Raw genomic sequence first — 14,406 nt, 5'->3', positions numbered from 1 at the left:
CTATCGACTTTCGCCTGGTATGCTGAAGATCGTGGCCATCAACGTATCCCTGCGTCCGGAGCCCCTGAGCGGTGTACATGGGTTGCTCACAGCGGTCAGAACGACCGTGAGCGCGTAGCAGCTGATGATGGATTATCAAGTCCCCACGACAAGCCTCCCCGGGTTGCTAGTCCGTCTTTTTGAACACATCAGCAGTCGCCGGCGGTCGCAGTTCCTGCTGATGCTGGGTTTGACTTTAGCCGACGCATTCGCCGAGGTCGTCAGTCTCGGGGCGGTGCTGCCATTCATAGGCATCCTCACTCAGCCGGAAAAAGTGTTCAACTCCCCTGTGATCTCTGGCGCCGCCAAGGCGTTGGGAATCACTGCTGCGGCGGACTTGGTGCTGCCGCTGACCGTGGCATTCGCAGCGGCGGCTGTCTTCGCCGCGGGACTACGTCTGGTGGTGTTATGGGTGAGTATCCGGCTGGCAAACGCTACCGGCGCGGACCTCAGCCTCGAGGTCTACCGGCGGACGCTTTATCAACCCTATCGCGTGCATGTGGCCCGCAACAGCAGCGAGATCATCAGCGGGATCACGCAGAAGGTCGCGACCGCTACGTCCGTGCTGCTGTCTTTAGTGAGCATAGTCACCTCAGGGGTGCTGTTCGCGGCAATCCTGTTGACATTGTTCGCTATCGACCCATTGATCGCTACCGCGGCGGTCGTCATGTTCGGCGCGGGGTATGGCGTCATCGCCTGGCAGATACGCCACCGGCTGGCGCGCAACAGCCGGTGCATCGCGCAAGAACAGACGCAGGTGGTCAAAGCATTGCAGGAAGGGCTTGGCGCTATTCGTGATGTGCTTCTGGACGGCGCCCAGGCAGTTTACTGTGATGTCTACCGGAAAGCCATCCAACAGCTGCAGCGGGCCACCGGCGAGAATGTCTACATGAATCAATTCCCCCGCTACGCCATAGAAGCTTTGGGCATGGTGCTGATATCTGTCTTGTCCTATGTCTTGAGCCGCAGGCCGGGGGGGATGGGGGGAGCCCTGCCGGTGATGGCGGCGATGGCGCTTGGGGCGCAGCGCCTGCTCCCGCTATTGCAGCAGTTGTACGGCAATTGGTCTGCAGTCGCCGGGGCCCATTCTTCAATGAGCGATGTGCTTGATCTGCTCGATCAGCCGCTGCCGAAAGACGCGTATTTGCCGGCGCCTGCGCCGCTGGACTTCCATGAAGCCATCAGTTTCGATAATGTGCGCTTCCGTTATGGCGAAGACGGCCCTTGGGTGCTGGACGGAATCAATCTGACTATACGCAAAGGAGCGCGGGTCGGCTTTGTCGGCAGCACCGGCAGCGGCAAGAGCACTGCTCTGGACTTGCTGATGTCCTTGCTTGAGCCTACGCAGGGGAGGATTTTGGTAGACGGGCAACTGATAGGCGAAGAGCTCCGGCGGGCCTGGCAGAGCGCCATCGCCCACGTGCCGCAAAGCATCTTCCTGGCTGACACCAGCATCGCCGAGAACATAGCCTTCGGCGTGCCGCCGCAAGAAGTGGATAAGGCTCGCGTCAGGGATGCCGCCGCTCAAGCGCAGATCTCGGCATTCATCGAAGGCCGGCCCGGGGGATATGACGCATTGGTAGGCGAACGCGGCATCCGCCTCAGCGGCGGGCAGCGTCAGCGCATCGGCATCGCCAGGGCGCTGTACAAGCAGGCGACCGTGCTGATTTTCGACGAAGCCACCAGCGCTCTGGACAGCGTCACCGAGAAGGCGGTGATTGATGCCATAGAGAATCTCAACAAAGACCTGACTGTCCTGATCATCGCGCACCGGTTCTCCACCCTGCAGAATTGCGATACGATTTTCCAGTTGGAGCGTGGGCGGATCATCGCGCAAGGCTCTTATGAGCATTTCTTGAAGAGCGGATTCGGCGCCAAGGACTTAAAGAGTTCGGAAGCATGATGCCCCGGCCAACTTAAGGGAAACAAATAGATGGACTTATTTAAGAAACTGCTCACTCGCGTCATGCATGGGCAGCTCTCCAAACTTGATGGGCTTTATCAGAGGCATGCGGGGCAGGAGTGCTATATTTTTGGCGATGGCGTTTCTTTGAAGTGGATGGATCTGCGCCAGTTCGCCGATCGGCCCTCGATCGTGGGGAGTTTTGTGATCTATCATAAGGAGATCAGTGCGCTTAATTCCCCGTATTGCGCCCTCGTCGAGCCTTTCTGGTTTTGGCCGGTCTGCCCCTATCGGATGGAAGACGGTAAGCGGCGGATCGTCAGGCATATTCTTCCCATCGAATATCGCAAGTTCATCATTCAGAATCCTAGAAAGACTTTTTTCATTAATTTTTCAAATTATCCAGTGGCTCGCTTTTCGAACGCCATTTTCGTCAGCCGTTTCTATAAGCCTCCCTTTGAAGAGAAGAACCCATTCAGGGATCGTGAAGACTCGCATCGGGGCTCATTCACATTCCAGATCTCTTTGGCGATCTATCTGGGGTTCAAGAAGGCCTATCTTGTGGGCCAGGACTACACCCATTCCCCGTCAAAAGGGGGGCATTTTTATGAAAAAGGGGTGGGTGCCATTGATGACAGAAACAAATACTTTTGCCGGGAGTTCATAAATTATGCCAAGCGGAACATCGATCTTGTCACTGTTACGTTGGATGGCGGCAGTGAAACGATGGATTCCATGACCTACAGGGACCTGACTGGCATGGAGCCGAACTTCCGCGAGAATACCGAGATCGTTGATAGAGTCAAGCTTGAGAACATAGCTACTAGTCCAAGACCGCTTTCGGTGTTTTGAACCCATTGCCCTGTAAAACATTCTGCTCCAAGAGTCGAGCACAAGTATCCTGCCATTGATTTCAGCGTTCATTTCTGGCCTTATCCCACTGATCCCAATATACATTGGGTTCCAGAATTCGTATTTTCCGGTGCTTCCGGTTGTTTTTTATCCCATTCTGTTGGTTTTCCTCTTATCCCGGCTTCGGTTGAAACTAAATAGATTCGACTATGTGATCATTGTGTATTTCGGCTATTGCTTGTTGAATGCCATCATCCACGAGATTCTGGGTTCCGGCTTTACCCACGATCGCGTCGTCTCTGTAGCCGTGACGCTCTTTTTCCTGGTTTCATACTTTATCGGCCGCGCATCTTCGGAGAATCAGGAAACCTCCATATTCTTCATGAATGGCTTCTTCATGGGCTCATGGCTCTACATGTTCTCGGAGCTGCGGGGAGTATCGGAAGTATTCCACGATAACATAAGAGTGGCAATAACCCAGCGAAATTCATTGCTCATATTCGCCACGGCCGTCATCGCTATTTGTTTTATGGAGCCGCGGCAGAGCCGAGCGCGCGTATTGGCAGCGAACGCTCTTGGGCTGATATCGATTTGTCTTCTCATCCTCTCCACGACGCGCTCGGCATATCTCTGTTTAATGGTATTTCTTGTTTTATTACTATATTTCGAAAAGAGTAAAAAAATACGTTTGCAGGTCCTATCTTTTTATTTGATTGGCGGGCTTTTTTTATCAATGGCGAAATATTGCGGGTTATTTGTTATTAATCCGGGAAGAGTGACAGGAATAGTCAGTTCTGCAATCCGCGGAGACCAAGCTGGGATTCGCCGAGACCATTCGGCCAATGTAAGGTTGGCCATCTACAATGAAATCTATGCCATGTCCAAGAACGACTGGTTGGTCCCAATATTCGGACAGGGTGAGGTCGGCATCGGCCACACCATGAGACCGCTCATTGTCGACGGAGTGACATACGCCAACATGTCTGCACATAGCGAGTATTTTGATGTTTTTGTTCGCAGAGGGTTTGTCGGGTTGCTGCTATTCGCATTCCAGATCTTCGCGCCATTTTATGTAGCCGCGAAATCGGATCCTCTCACAATCTCCGGAAGAATGCGCACGATTATCGCGATAGGCTTGATAGCGACCCTCGCCTATGGTCTGTTCAATGAATCCATAAGATACCTTCCCTTCGGGATCGCGTTTTATGTATTACTAGGATTCATACTTGGAGATAGTCGAAAAGTATTGGAAAAGGCAGCCGATGCCCCTGGATCTTGAGAGGCGGCCGACTGGATGGAAGAAATACCGTCGATGATCTGGATGCGGATGCTTATGCGGGGGCGGGTTCGCGGTCCCCATCCGCAGGGAGGGTCAGGGCGCGGATCTCCGGCGGGGTCAGCCATCGGTCGTTGGCGTCGCTGGTGTAGCGGAAGCCCGCCGGCACGGCAGTGCCTTCCCGCCAGTTGTCCGGACCCCACCAATGGAAGTTGGGTTTTACCACGAATATGTCACCCAGGTCAAGGGAGCGGGCGGCCTCGTCTTCGGTAATCAGTATCTCGTGGATCTTCTCGCCGGGGCGCACTCCGACCACGCGCGTACGGCACTCCGGGGCGATGGCCTTGGCGAGGTCCATGATGCGCATGCTGGGGATCTTCGGCACGAAGACCTCGCCGCCATGCATGCGGGCCAGCGCCCGGAGCACGAGGTGTATCCCTTGGTCCAGCGTGATCCAGAAGCGGGTCATGCGCGCGTCCGTGACGGGCAGGACTCCTTGCCGGCGCAGCGAGAGAAACAGCGGGACGACGCTGCCGCGGCTGCCCACCACGTTGCCGTAGCGGACCACTGAAAAGAGGGTCCCCGTGGATCCGGCATAGGAGTTGCCGGATATGAAGAGCTTCTCGGAGCAGAGCTTGGTGGCGCCGTAGAGGTTGACGGGGTTAGCCGCTTTGTCGGTGGATAGGGCAACGACCCGGCGCACTTTCTGGTCGATGGCCGCGTTGATGATGTTTTCAGACCCCACGATGTTGGTGAGAACCGCTTCAAACGGATTATATTCCAGGGTGGGGACCTGCTTGAGGGCTGCGGCATGCACCACGAAATCCACGCCGTGGAAGGCGCGCTGCAGGCGCTGGAGGTCCCTGACGTCCCCTATGAAGAAGCGCAGCCGTTTGTCCGTGAAGCGGGCCGCCATCTCGGACTGCTTGAGCTCATCGCGGCTAAAGACGATGAGCTTGCGCAAGCGGCTATGCCGGAGCGCGGTCTCCACGAACCGCTTCCCGAAAGAGCCGGTGCCTCCGGTGACTAGGACGGTGCGGCCGCGCAGGCAGGCAAAATCGCCGGGGGAGAGCGAGATGGGTTTGGTCAAGCCGTGCTTCTTGCTGCGAGGATAATCGTTCAACATGCGGATATTATATGATTCTGACCTTCCTTAAAGGCAATTTCTTTCATTCTGGTGGCGGGAATTTTGAATCGCTGCGAAACGTCACACTTTTGGACCAAGAACTTGTATCTTGTTCAATACTTAAACATCATATTTAGGGGGCCGTGCCCCTATGGCGCGGCCGCAAACCCATGAGCCAAAAGAAGACTATCCTTATCACCGGGGGTACCGGACTCCTGGGCAAAGGCATGGAGGAAACCATGCCTGCGGGGTGGCGGATCCTGAGCCTGCACCAGCGCGCCTACGAGGTCAAGGACTCGCACGCAAAGTGCCTGGTACTCGACATCCGCGACAAGCGCGCCGTGGACCGGCTCTTCGTCAAGCACTGTTTCGACGCGGTCATCCACGCGGCCGGCATCGCCAGCGTGGATTATGTGGAGAAGCACTACGCGGAGAGCCTCGAATCCAACATCGTCGGCACCCTCAACGTGACTTCGGCCTGCCGTAAATCCGGGACCTATCTGGCTTACGTCTCCACCAACGCGGTCTTCGACGGCAAGAATCCTCCATACAAGGAGTCCGACCCCGTCTCCCCGGTCAACAAGTACGGCCTGCTCAAGGTCGAATGCGAGCGCTTGGTCCGCGAGACCCTGACCGACTACTGCATCGTGCGCCCCATCCTCATGTACGGCTGGAACCATATCGTGAGCCGGCCCAACACCGTGACCTGGATATTCGACAAGCTCATGCGCGGGGAAGCGGTGCATATCGTGACCGATGTCTACGAGAACCCGCTGTACAACCGGCAGTGTGGCCGGGCCCTCTGGGCCGTGATAAACAATCGGCCGGGAGGCATCTTCCATCTGGCCGGCAAGGACACAGTGAGCCGCTACGATTTCGCCCGGAAGATCGCAAAGGCTTTCAGCCTCGACGCCTCGCTCATTAGACCGGTGGACAGCTCTTTTTTCCCGGACATCGCGCCCCGGCCGCCGAACACGGCTTTTGTGACACAGCGCATGGAACGCGAGCTTGGGGTTGCCCCGCTCGCCGTCGATGATGGCCTGCGGCAGATGCGAGCATCCATGAGCGTGAAGACATGAGCCCGCTCAACTTCGCCTACGAAAGCAGGGGAAGCGATGCCTGACCGCGCCGTCAAACCGACGCTCTGGCTCTACACTGACTGCCAGGTCTTCGGGGGCGCCGATATCTTCCTGGTCGACTTCCTGCAAGAGGGGCATCTGCGGGAGGAATTTGATTGCCGGCTGATCTATCGCAGCAGCCAGCGCTTCGACTGCGGCTTGGCGCGGCGGTTGCGCGTCCCCCTCGCCAAAACGCCGGTGCGCTTCCCGGATCGGGATGCCTGGTTCGCGGCGGCGAACCGAGCGTTCCCTCTCGCGCCGGCCCGGCTTTTTTTCAAGCTCCTTTACCGTCTTCTCGATTGGCCTCTGCTCTCTTGGGAGACCCTCCGGCTTTACCAGCTGTTCGCGCGCGGCAAGCCTCGCCTCGTACACATCAACAACGGGGGATACCCCGGGGCGCTGAGCTGCCGAGCGGCTGCTATCGCCGCCGCCTGGGCCCGCGTCCCTGCCGTCGTCCTCACGGTCAACAACATCACCCGCCCCTTGCGGCTGCCTTGGGAATGGCCGGAACTCTGGGTCGACCGGCTCATCATGCGTTCCTGCCGCCGCTTTGTCACGGCCTCGCAAGCTGCCAAGCAGGCACTCGTGCACCGAGGCTTCCCGGCCGACCGAACCCTGACCATTTCCAACGGCATCCGCCGGCCGGAGGGGCTTAGACCCACCGCCGAGGTCCGCCGGGAACTTGGACTCTCGCCCGGACAGACAGTCCTGGTCATGACCGCCTTCTTCGAGCCGCGCAAGGGCCATCGCGTCTTGGTGGAGGCCGCCGACCTCTTGGCAAAGGCCGGGAGGCTCCCGCCGGAGTGGCGCCTCATCCTCATTGGGGACGGTCCGGAACGGGGCGCCATCGAATCCCTGGCGCGTAGGTGCGGCTTGAGCGCCAATTTCCTATTCCTGGGGTATCGGAACGACGCCGATCATATCCTCAATGCCGCCGACCTGCTCGTCCTGCCGTCGCTCAGCCATGAAGACATGCCCTTGATCGTCCTGGATGCCATGGCAATGGGCAAACCGGTAGTCGCGTCGGCCGTGGCAGGCATCGTCGAGGAGGTCGAGGACGGACGAACCGGCCTGCTGGTGCCGCCCGGAGATCCTCAGAGCCTGGCGTCCGCCATCGCGTCTTTGCTCTCATCCCCCGACCGCAGCCAAGCCATGGGACGAGCGGGGAAAGAGCGTTTCGAGCAGCATTTCCGGGCCGAGTTCGCCGCCCGACGTTATCAGGAATTGTACCAAGCAGTCCTGACGGAAGAGCCGGGAATCGGAGGGACTCATGCCCAAAAATGACTTACGCGCCTTGGCGGGAGCCAACATCCTCATCACCGGCGGGACCGGGATGATAGGCAGCACGATCGCGCACTATGCGGTGGAGGCCGGCGCGCAGGTGACGATCCTCGATACCATGTCCCCCCTGTTCGGGGCGAACCCTTTCAACCTGGAGGGCATCCAGGATCGTGTGCGCCTCGTATATGGGGATATCCGCGAACTGCCCCTGATGTCCGAGGCAGTCAAGGGCAAGGACATCATCTTCAATCTGGCCGCCCAGGTGAGCTATGTCGACAGCAACGTCGATCCCTTTTATGATCTGGACGTCAATTGCCGGGGGCATCTTACGGTGCTCGAAGCCTGCCGCCTGCACAACCCCAAGGCGCGACTGATCTTTCCCAGCTCACGCTTCGTCTATGGAGACATCGAGTACAATCCCGTCGACGAGAACCACCCGTACAACTGCCTGAGCATCTACGGGGTGCATAAGCTCAACGGAGAAAAGTACTATCATTTCTATCAGCGGGCACATGGCCTAGACGCCGTCATCTTCCGGATAGCCAATCCTTACGGCCCCCGCCAGCAGATGAAGCACGGCAAATACGGGATACTCAACTGGTTCATCCGTCTGGCCCTGGAAGGCCGACCCCTCACCGTCTACGGTGAAGGCCTTCAGCAAAGGGACTATATCTACGTGGAGGACTTGGCCAGGGCCATGCTCGTGGGCGCGGCAGCCAAGGACATCCATTTCGACGTCTTCAACCTCGGCTCGGGGAAAGGGCTCGCCTTCAAGGACATGGCCGAACTGGTGGTCCGCGCGGTCGGGCAGGGGGAAGTTCAGTTCGTTCCGTGGCCGAAGGACCGTTATTTCGTCGAGACAGGCGACTACGTCACCAACATCGGCAAGATACGCCGGGAGCTCTCCTGGGAACCCCTGGTCCCCATCGAGGAAGGCATCGCCCGGACCGTCAAGCACTACAGAGCCCATGCCGAGCGCTATGGTTTCTCGGCTAAGCCCGCGGCAGCACGCCATGGGTAAGGAGAGCGTCGACTTGGGCCGTGGCGACGGACCGGCCGAGGCTCTTCCCTGCAAGGACCGCTTCGCCTTCTCCCAGGCTATGCGCCGCAGCCGGCCCGTTGATAGGGAGGACGCCATCGCCCAGCTCTGCCGCGGGCGCCGAGTCCTGGATCTGGGCTGCGTGCGCCACGACGCGAGCTGCTCAGTCTCGGACCCTCTCTGGCTGCACCGGCGGATCCGCGACGTGGCCGCGCGCGTCCTGGGAGTGGACTATCTGGCCGGTGAAGTGGAGAAACTGCGGGCGCAAGGCTATGACATGATCTGCGGGGACGTCACCCGCCCCCTCCCCATCACGGAGGTCTTCGACGTCGTCGTGGCCGGGGACCTCGTCGAGCACCTGGGGAACTTGGAAGCTTTCTTCGCTAACTGCCACCGCCTTCTGGCGGACGGCGGCATCCTGCTCATCTCCACCCCCAACCCCTTCTTCGCGGGCGAATTCCATTACGTAGCCTGGAAGCGCTCCTTCTTGGTGAACCCGGAGCATACCTGCTGGATCGACCCTCTGCTCCTGGCGCGCCTGGCTGGACGCTGGGGATTCGAGATGGCGTGGGCCCGCTATTGCTCCCGCTCTTGGCGCCTGCCGGACCTGCTTTGCGACAGCGCCGGCCACGAGTATGATATCCTGCTCAGCCGGTGGAACCACGATTCCGCGCCGCGCAAGGTCCTGCGCAAGGCTATAAGCATGGCAGGGCGAGCCCTTTACCCTTTGTTCTGCTTCCTCACCGGAGCGGGGACCGCTCTGGTGCGCCATAGCGACTATCTCGCCTGTCTGCGCAAGACCGCGCCGGGAGGCCCTCCCGCGGCATGAGATACTCCTCCCGCTGTCCGGTCTGCGCGGAAACGCCGCTGCTGGAGATCCGGCAATCCGTAGCCCTCGCCCGCGCCGCGGGCCTCATGAAGGCCTCCTATGAGGAATACCTCCTCAAGATCGGTCGCCAAGAGAGGCCGAAAGAAGTCCTGGCGCTCTGCCGCGGCTGCCACGCCGGTTACCGCGCCCTTTTCTTCGACGAGGCCGAGCTCGGCCGCATCTATGATGAGTCCTACCACGCTCTGGAAAGCCGCTTCAAGGACTCCCCGGAACTCGTCTACGCTGACGAGGAGTTCCTGTCCGCATGCGCGCGACACCTGGCGGATTACACGCAGGGTCTCGAGACCCGCTGGGGCCGTCCCATCCGCCAGGTCTTCGACATCGGCGGCCGCGATGGGTTCCGCCTCGTGGAACTGGCCGCGGCCGGGCGGGCGTGCCGAGTCTACGACCCCATCGCGGCTCCGGTCCGTCACCCCGCCATCATCAAAGAGCGGCGCTACGCGCATCAGGTCCCGGACGGGGACCAGGCCGACCTGGTCATCCTCTGCAACGTCCTGGAGCACTGCCTGGATCCCAACGCCGTGGTGGCCGACTGCGCCCGGCTCGTCGCCGACGGGGGCTTCCTCTTCATCGAGATACCTGATGACATGGAGGCCTGCTTCGATTGGTATTTCTTCCGTCGCCACAGGGGCAGCAACCTGCCCGTGGACCTGACCCATCACGTCTTCTTCAGCCGTCGTTCGCTGGCTGGGCTCCTGGCGCGCCACGGCCTGACCCTCGTGGACCTGCAGCTCGAACTGCTGCCGCGGGTCGGGGTCCGCGTCCTGCGCGCCACCGCCCGCAAAGGCGTCGCGGCGCCGTTGCTCCGGGTCCCGGGCTTCCCGTCGGCCCTGCTGCTCTGGGCCCTGCGCCTGCCCCTGCGCCTGGCCTTGAAGCTCCGCCGCGGAGGTGCGCAGTGAATCAGCCCGGACTCGACATCGCCCTCGTGCAGCCCCCCGGCTGGGCCAATCAGAATCCGCCCCTGGGCCTGGCCCAACTCAAGAGCTATCTGACAGGGCAGGGCCTGCGCGCCCGGACCTTCGACCTCAATATCATCCTCTACAACCTTCGCGGCAGCTCCTACTCGGATACCTGGGCTCCGGCCAACGGCTACAACTCCTGGGAAAGCCCCTCCTTCATGGAAGGGATGTTCGCCTATTACGCGGACGAGCTGCTCGCCTCCGTGCAGTCGATACTCGCCCAGAACCCCCGGGCCGTAGGACTATCGACGCACTGCTCTTCATTGCTGGCCGCCCGTCTGCTGGCCGCCAAATTCCGGCAGGTCGCTCCCGAGATCAGATTGGTCTTCGGCGGTCCCCAGGTGGCGCCTTACACGCGGGCTTGGAGGGAACTCCTGCGCGAGGGACTGGCGGATGCGGTGGTCTTCGGCGAAGGCGAGGCCGCGCTGACCGAATGGCTCGCGGCCGATGCCGGCGAGCCCCGCCCAATCGCCGGCGTGGCTCAGCGGGGAGAGGACGGCAAACCCGTGGCCGGCCCGTCCCGGGAGCTCATCAGCCCGCTGGATTCCCTGCCCTTCCCCGACTTCTCCGACTTCGAGCTGGACCTCTACGCGGGCCACAACGTCCTGCCCACTTACTTCTCACGCGGCTGCATCAACCACTGCTGCTACTGCACCGAGAATCAGTTCTTCCCGAAATTCCGCTGCCGCACCGGCGCGCGAGTGCTGGCCGAGATCCGTCACCAACTCCAGCTCCACCCGCGCACTGAATTCTTCCGGATACACGATTCGGTCTCCAACGGCAACATCCGGGAGCTGGAATCCTTCTGCGACCTGCTCATAGCCAGCGGCCTGAAGGTGGGATTCGACCTTGAAAACGCGGTCATCCGCCGCGAGATGGATGACCGTCTCCATCGCAAGCTCAAGCGCGCCGGCTGCTCCCTCATCGGCTACGGCCTGGAGACTCCGGCCAAGACGCTCCTGCGCAGCGTGGGAAAAAATGCCTGCCTCGACGCTGATTTCGAGGCTGTGGTGGTCAGCGGAGCCAAAGCCGGTATCACGGTCGGCCTCAACATGATGTTCGGTCTGCCCGGAGAGACCGAAGCCGACTTCCAGGAGCAGCTGTCCTTCATCCGGAAGCTGCGCCGGCACCGCCGGCGCCTGCTCATAAACCCGGCACTCAACTTCTGCTATTTCCCCGAGGGCAGCGCGGTCATGGCCGACCCGGACCGCTTCGGCGTGGACGTCTCTCTGGGAGAGCTGTTCTGGTCGTCCAAAGACGGCCGCAACACCTTCCCCGACCGGCTGCGCAAGTTCGAGGCCTTCTGCGCCGAGGCGGAGGCTCTGGGCTACGCCAACCTGTTCGGGATCACCAAGACCCTCAACCGGAACCTGCTCCTAGGCCGGTATCACCGCGCCCTAGGCGACGAGGGGGCCGCGTTGGGCCTGTTGGAAGAGTCTTTCCGCAGCGAACTCAAGACGCTGGAGCTGGCGCGCGAGATCCTGGAGCTCCGGACTCGCCTCGGAGGAGAGCCGGGAGAGGTCGGCCGGGCCGCGGAGAGCTTCCTGTGCGCCCAAGAGGCCGCCGGACCCGCCTGGAAGGAGCTGGCGCCTGACCGGGGCGCCCTCGACCAGTTCGTTCTGGACCGGTCCCTCGCGGCGCACCTGCAGCGCTGGTCCGCCATGGTCCGTTCCACCCAGAAGCCCCTGTTGCCGCCGCCTGGCCCTCCCTGGCGCGACCTCGGGACCCGGGTCCGACGATTGGTCCTGCGCCTCTTCGACAGGATATCTTTCGCCCATGACCGCCGGCTCGTGGTGATCCTGTTGGCTCTGCAGGAGCTGGACAACAAGCTCTCGGCCGTCGCCGCGACCAAGAAGAGACCACTCTAGATCCCCGGCGAGCCGCGGCCCCTAGCGTGATCAGCGGCCGATGAGCCAGAGGCAGAGGCGCGCCAGATTCCTCGGGGAAAAAGGATATGTCACGATCATCCTGCGCACATATTCCCGCTGTTTCTCCCGCGAGGCTCCGGCCGCGCCCAGCGCGACGACCCAGGCCCGGTACAGTGTGGCCATGCGGCGCCGCATGAGAAAGCGGCCTCTGATTCCAGGGTCTCCTCGGAAATAGGAGGCGAAATGGTCACGAAGGACAGCCTCGGCGTTGCCGAGGTGGTATTCTACGCGGCTCGAGGCGGAGTTCTCGACCTCATGGTATTCGGTGAGGACCTGGTCGATGAAGTGAAAACTGCCGATGCGGGATAGGCGCATCCAGAAATCATAGTCTTCCGAGGTGTCGAATTCCGGGTTTTCGCGGAAGCCCCCGATCTCCAGGGCTTTGTCCTTGCGGAAAACGGAAGTCGAAGGGGCCAGGGCGTTGCCCTCAAAAAGCAGCCGCTCATACATCCGCGGCGCCGCCGGACCCATGCGCGCCGTTCTTGGGCGGCGGCCGTCCTGGACGATGTTCATGTCGTGGCATACGAGGACGGTATCGGGGTCCGCTCGAAAAGCCGCGGCCACGGCCGCCAACTTCTCCGGGTACCAGAGGTCGTCGTGGTCGAGGAGGGCGATGTGATCAGCGGCAGCGGCGCGGATCCCCGTGTTGCGGGCGCCGGCGATCTTCTTGTTCTCCTGCCTGATACAGCGGCCGGGTTGGCTATGGCGGGCGAGCCAGCGGTCGACGACCCCCTTCGTGTCGTCGCGGGAGCCATCGTCCACGACTATGATCTCATAGTCCTGCAGGGTCTGGGCCCGGACAGAGTCGAGGGTCTTCTCAATGAAAGCGGCTGCGTTGTAGGCTGGGATGACGACCGAGAAGAGAGGTGCGCGCATGCGGATCATGCTCCTTGGCGGACATCTGAAAACTCCATATAGAGTAATATATTAATCACTGTGTTGCCCCAATATGCTTTCAACGGTTTAGCAATCATACGAGCATCGTCTTGCGAGTCGGGTCGGGGCTCCTAATGATCCCATGCAACGTGCCCTGATCACCGGCGCCAATGGCTTTGTCGGGCACAATCTGTGCTGCGCCCTTTCGGCGGGCGGCCATGTCGTGCGCGGAACTGTTCGCAATCTGGCGACGCCCGGGCGGGGAGGAGCGGCGCCAGAGGAATTGATTGAAGTCTCTGATATCGGTCCCCAGACTGATTGGCATGCCGCTTTGCGGGACGTCGATGTGGTCATCCATCTCGCCGCACGAGCCCATGTGCTCCGCGAGACAGTTCTGGATCCGTTGCTGGAATTCCGCCGGGTCAACGTCATGGGCACTCAAACCCTCGCCAAGGCCGCGGTTCAGGCCGGCGTGAAACGCTTTGTGTTTCTGAGCACTATCGGCATCTGCGGACTCTCCACTCCCGACTCGGTCCCATTCGATGAGGGATCTCCGCCGCGGCCGGCCGAGCCTTACGCATTGAGCAAATGGGAGGCGGAACAGGCTCTACGGTATACCTGCCGAAACACGGGCATGGAAGCAGTCGTCCTGCGCCCGCCGCTGGTGTATGGTCCGGGGCCGGTCAAGGGTAATATGCAAAGACTTCTGGATGCGGTTCAGAGTGGACGCATACTGCCTTTGGGCGCCATCCGCAACTCGCGCAGCTTCATCGGGATGGAAAACCTTGTCGCAGCTTTGACGCTTTGCGCTACGGCGCCCGCAGTGGCCAATCAGACGTTTGTCATCAGCGACGGCATGGATGTTTCCACCCCGGACCTCATTCGGAAGATCGCGCGCGCGATGGGGAAGCAGGCGAACCTGTGGATGGTCCCAAGACCGTGCCTAAGCCTGGCCGGGGCGATCTTTCCTCACCTCGGGCGAGCATTGAAGCGACTCTCCGATTCCCTGCTCGTCGATAGCAAGAAGTTCCGCAAGACGATGGGCTGGGCGCCCCCTAAGACTTTGGACCAAGGAATAGAATCCATGGTCTCGGATTACCTCGCCAAAAGGTAACGGCCC

The 14,406-nt window shown here is 60.7% G+C and carries 12 protein-coding genes; 10 read left to right on the top strand and 2 right to left on the bottom strand.

The features are described 5' to 3' along the window. Positions 1-127 precede the first annotated feature (127 nt). From NTY77_13855 to NTY77_13845, 3 genes are all read left to right on the top strand, one after another. A complete protein-coding gene (locus NTY77_13855) occupies positions 128-1,942 on the top strand; it encodes an ABC transporter ATP-binding protein (GenBank protein MCX5796574.1) in 1,815 nt (604 codons plus the stop codon). Between the two features lie 30 nt (positions 1,943-1,972). Beyond that, positions 1,973-2,794 carry a hypothetical protein gene (locus NTY77_13850; GenBank protein ID MCX5796573.1) on the top strand — a complete coding sequence of 274 codons (822 nt, stop codon included), beginning with the start codon at positions 1,973-1,975 and terminating at the stop codon, positions 2,792-2,794. Positions 2,795-3,035: 241 nt separating this feature from the next. Further along, positions 3,036-4,073 (top strand): O-antigen ligase family protein, encoded by a 1,038-nt coding sequence (locus tag NTY77_13845; GenBank protein ID MCX5796572.1) that lies wholly within the window; start codon positions 3,036-3,038, stop codon positions 4,071-4,073. 52 nt (positions 4,074-4,125) lie between these two features. On the opposite strand, the gene pseB is transcribed toward NTY77_13845, so the two are convergent. Further along, on the bottom strand, positions 4,126-5,196 hold the full coding sequence (gene pseB / locus NTY77_13840; GenBank protein ID MCX5796571.1) for a UDP-N-acetylglucosamine 4,6-dehydratase (inverting): 1,071 nt from the start codon (positions 5,194-5,196) through the stop codon (positions 4,126-4,128). Positions 5,197-5,366: 170 nt separating this feature from the next. On the opposite strand from pseB, the gene NTY77_13835 reads away from it, so the two are divergent. From NTY77_13835 to NTY77_13810, 6 genes are read left to right on the top strand one after another with little or no spacing between them, the layout of a single operon-like run. Beyond that, entirely contained in the window at positions 5,367-6,275 is a 909-nt protein-coding gene (locus tag NTY77_13835) for an SDR family oxidoreductase (GenBank protein ID MCX5796570.1), read from the top strand. Between the two features lie 36 nt (positions 6,276-6,311). Then, positions 6,312-7,598: a glycosyltransferase gene (locus NTY77_13830; protein MCX5796569.1), complete on the top strand. Its 1,287-nt coding sequence runs from the start codon at positions 6,312-6,314 to the stop codon at positions 7,596-7,598. Beyond that, positions 7,585-8,616 carry an NAD-dependent epimerase/dehydratase family protein gene (locus NTY77_13825; protein MCX5796568.1) on the top strand — a complete coding sequence of 344 codons (1,032 nt, stop codon included), beginning with the start codon at positions 7,585-7,587 and terminating at the stop codon, positions 8,614-8,616. The genes NTY77_13830 and NTY77_13825 overlap by 14 nt, the downstream gene beginning before the upstream one ends. Continuing rightward, positions 8,609-9,463 carry a methyltransferase domain-containing protein gene (locus NTY77_13820; protein MCX5796567.1) on the top strand — a complete coding sequence of 285 codons (855 nt, stop codon included), beginning with the start codon at positions 8,609-8,611 and terminating at the stop codon, positions 9,461-9,463. The genes NTY77_13825 and NTY77_13820 overlap by 8 nt, the downstream gene beginning before the upstream one ends. Beyond that, entirely contained in the window at positions 9,460-10,422 is a 963-nt protein-coding gene (locus NTY77_13815; GenBank protein MCX5796566.1) for a methyltransferase domain-containing protein, read from the top strand. Before NTY77_13820 ends, NTY77_13815 begins: the two co-directional genes overlap by 4 nt. Next, entirely contained in the window at positions 10,419-12,350 is a 1,932-nt protein-coding gene (locus NTY77_13810; protein MCX5796565.1) for a radical SAM protein, read from the top strand. The genes NTY77_13815 and NTY77_13810 overlap by 4 nt, the downstream gene beginning before the upstream one ends. Positions 12,351-12,380: 30 nt before the next feature. On the opposite strand, the gene NTY77_13805 is transcribed toward NTY77_13810, so the two are convergent. After that, entirely contained in the window at positions 12,381-13,286 is a 906-nt protein-coding gene (locus NTY77_13805; GenBank protein ID MCX5796564.1) for a glycosyltransferase family A protein, read from the bottom strand. A gap of 142 nt (positions 13,287-13,428) precedes the next feature. Here NTY77_13805 and NTY77_13800 point away from each other — a divergent pair, with 142 nt between their 5' ends. Continuing rightward, the gene (locus NTY77_13800; protein MCX5796563.1) at positions 13,429-14,400 is read left to right on the top strand and encodes an NAD-dependent epimerase/dehydratase family protein; all 972 of its coding nucleotides are present in this window, start codon (positions 13,429-13,431) and stop codon (positions 14,398-14,400) included. Positions 14,401-14,406: the final 6 nt, after the last annotated feature.

The organism is Elusimicrobiota bacterium (assembly GCA_026388095.1).
GTDB lineage: Bacteria > Elusimicrobiota > Elusimicrobia > UBA1565 > UBA9628 > UBA9628.
The sequence above is the reverse complement of the archived record's forward strand: the minus strand, read 5'-3'. Positions and strand labels throughout refer to the sequence as shown.

Coding starts and splice junctions, on each gene's coding strand:
- NTY77_13830 (MCX5796569.1), top strand. CDS start 6,312: ATGCCTGACCGCGCCGTCAAACCGACGCTCTGGCTCTACACTGACTGC.
- NTY77_13815 (MCX5796566.1), top strand. CDS start 9,460: ATGAGATACTCCTCCCGCTGTCCGGTCTGCGCGGAAACGCCGCTGCTG.
- NTY77_13855 (MCX5796574.1), top strand. CDS start 128: ATGGATTATCAAGTCCCCACGACAAGCCTCCCCGGGTTGCTAGTCCGT.
- NTY77_13850 (MCX5796573.1), top strand. CDS start 1,973: ATGGACTTATTTAAGAAACTGCTCACTCGCGTCATGCATGGGCAGCTC.
- NTY77_13800 (MCX5796563.1), top strand. CDS start 13,429: ATGCAACGTGCCCTGATCACCGGCGCCAATGGCTTTGTCGGGCACAAT.
- pseB (MCX5796571.1), bottom strand. CDS start 5,196: ATGTTGAACGATTATCCTCGCAGCAAGAAGCACGGCTTGACCAAACCC.
- NTY77_13825 (MCX5796568.1), top strand. CDS start 7,585: ATGCCCAAAAATGACTTACGCGCCTTGGCGGGAGCCAACATCCTCATC.
- NTY77_13835 (MCX5796570.1), top strand. CDS start 5,367: ATGAGCCAAAAGAAGACTATCCTTATCACCGGGGGTACCGGACTCCTG.
- NTY77_13820 (MCX5796567.1), top strand. CDS start 8,609: ATGGGTAAGGAGAGCGTCGACTTGGGCCGTGGCGACGGACCGGCCGAG.
- NTY77_13805 (MCX5796564.1), bottom strand. CDS start 13,286: ATGCGCGCACCTCTCTTCTCGGTCGTCATCCCAGCCTACAACGCAGCC.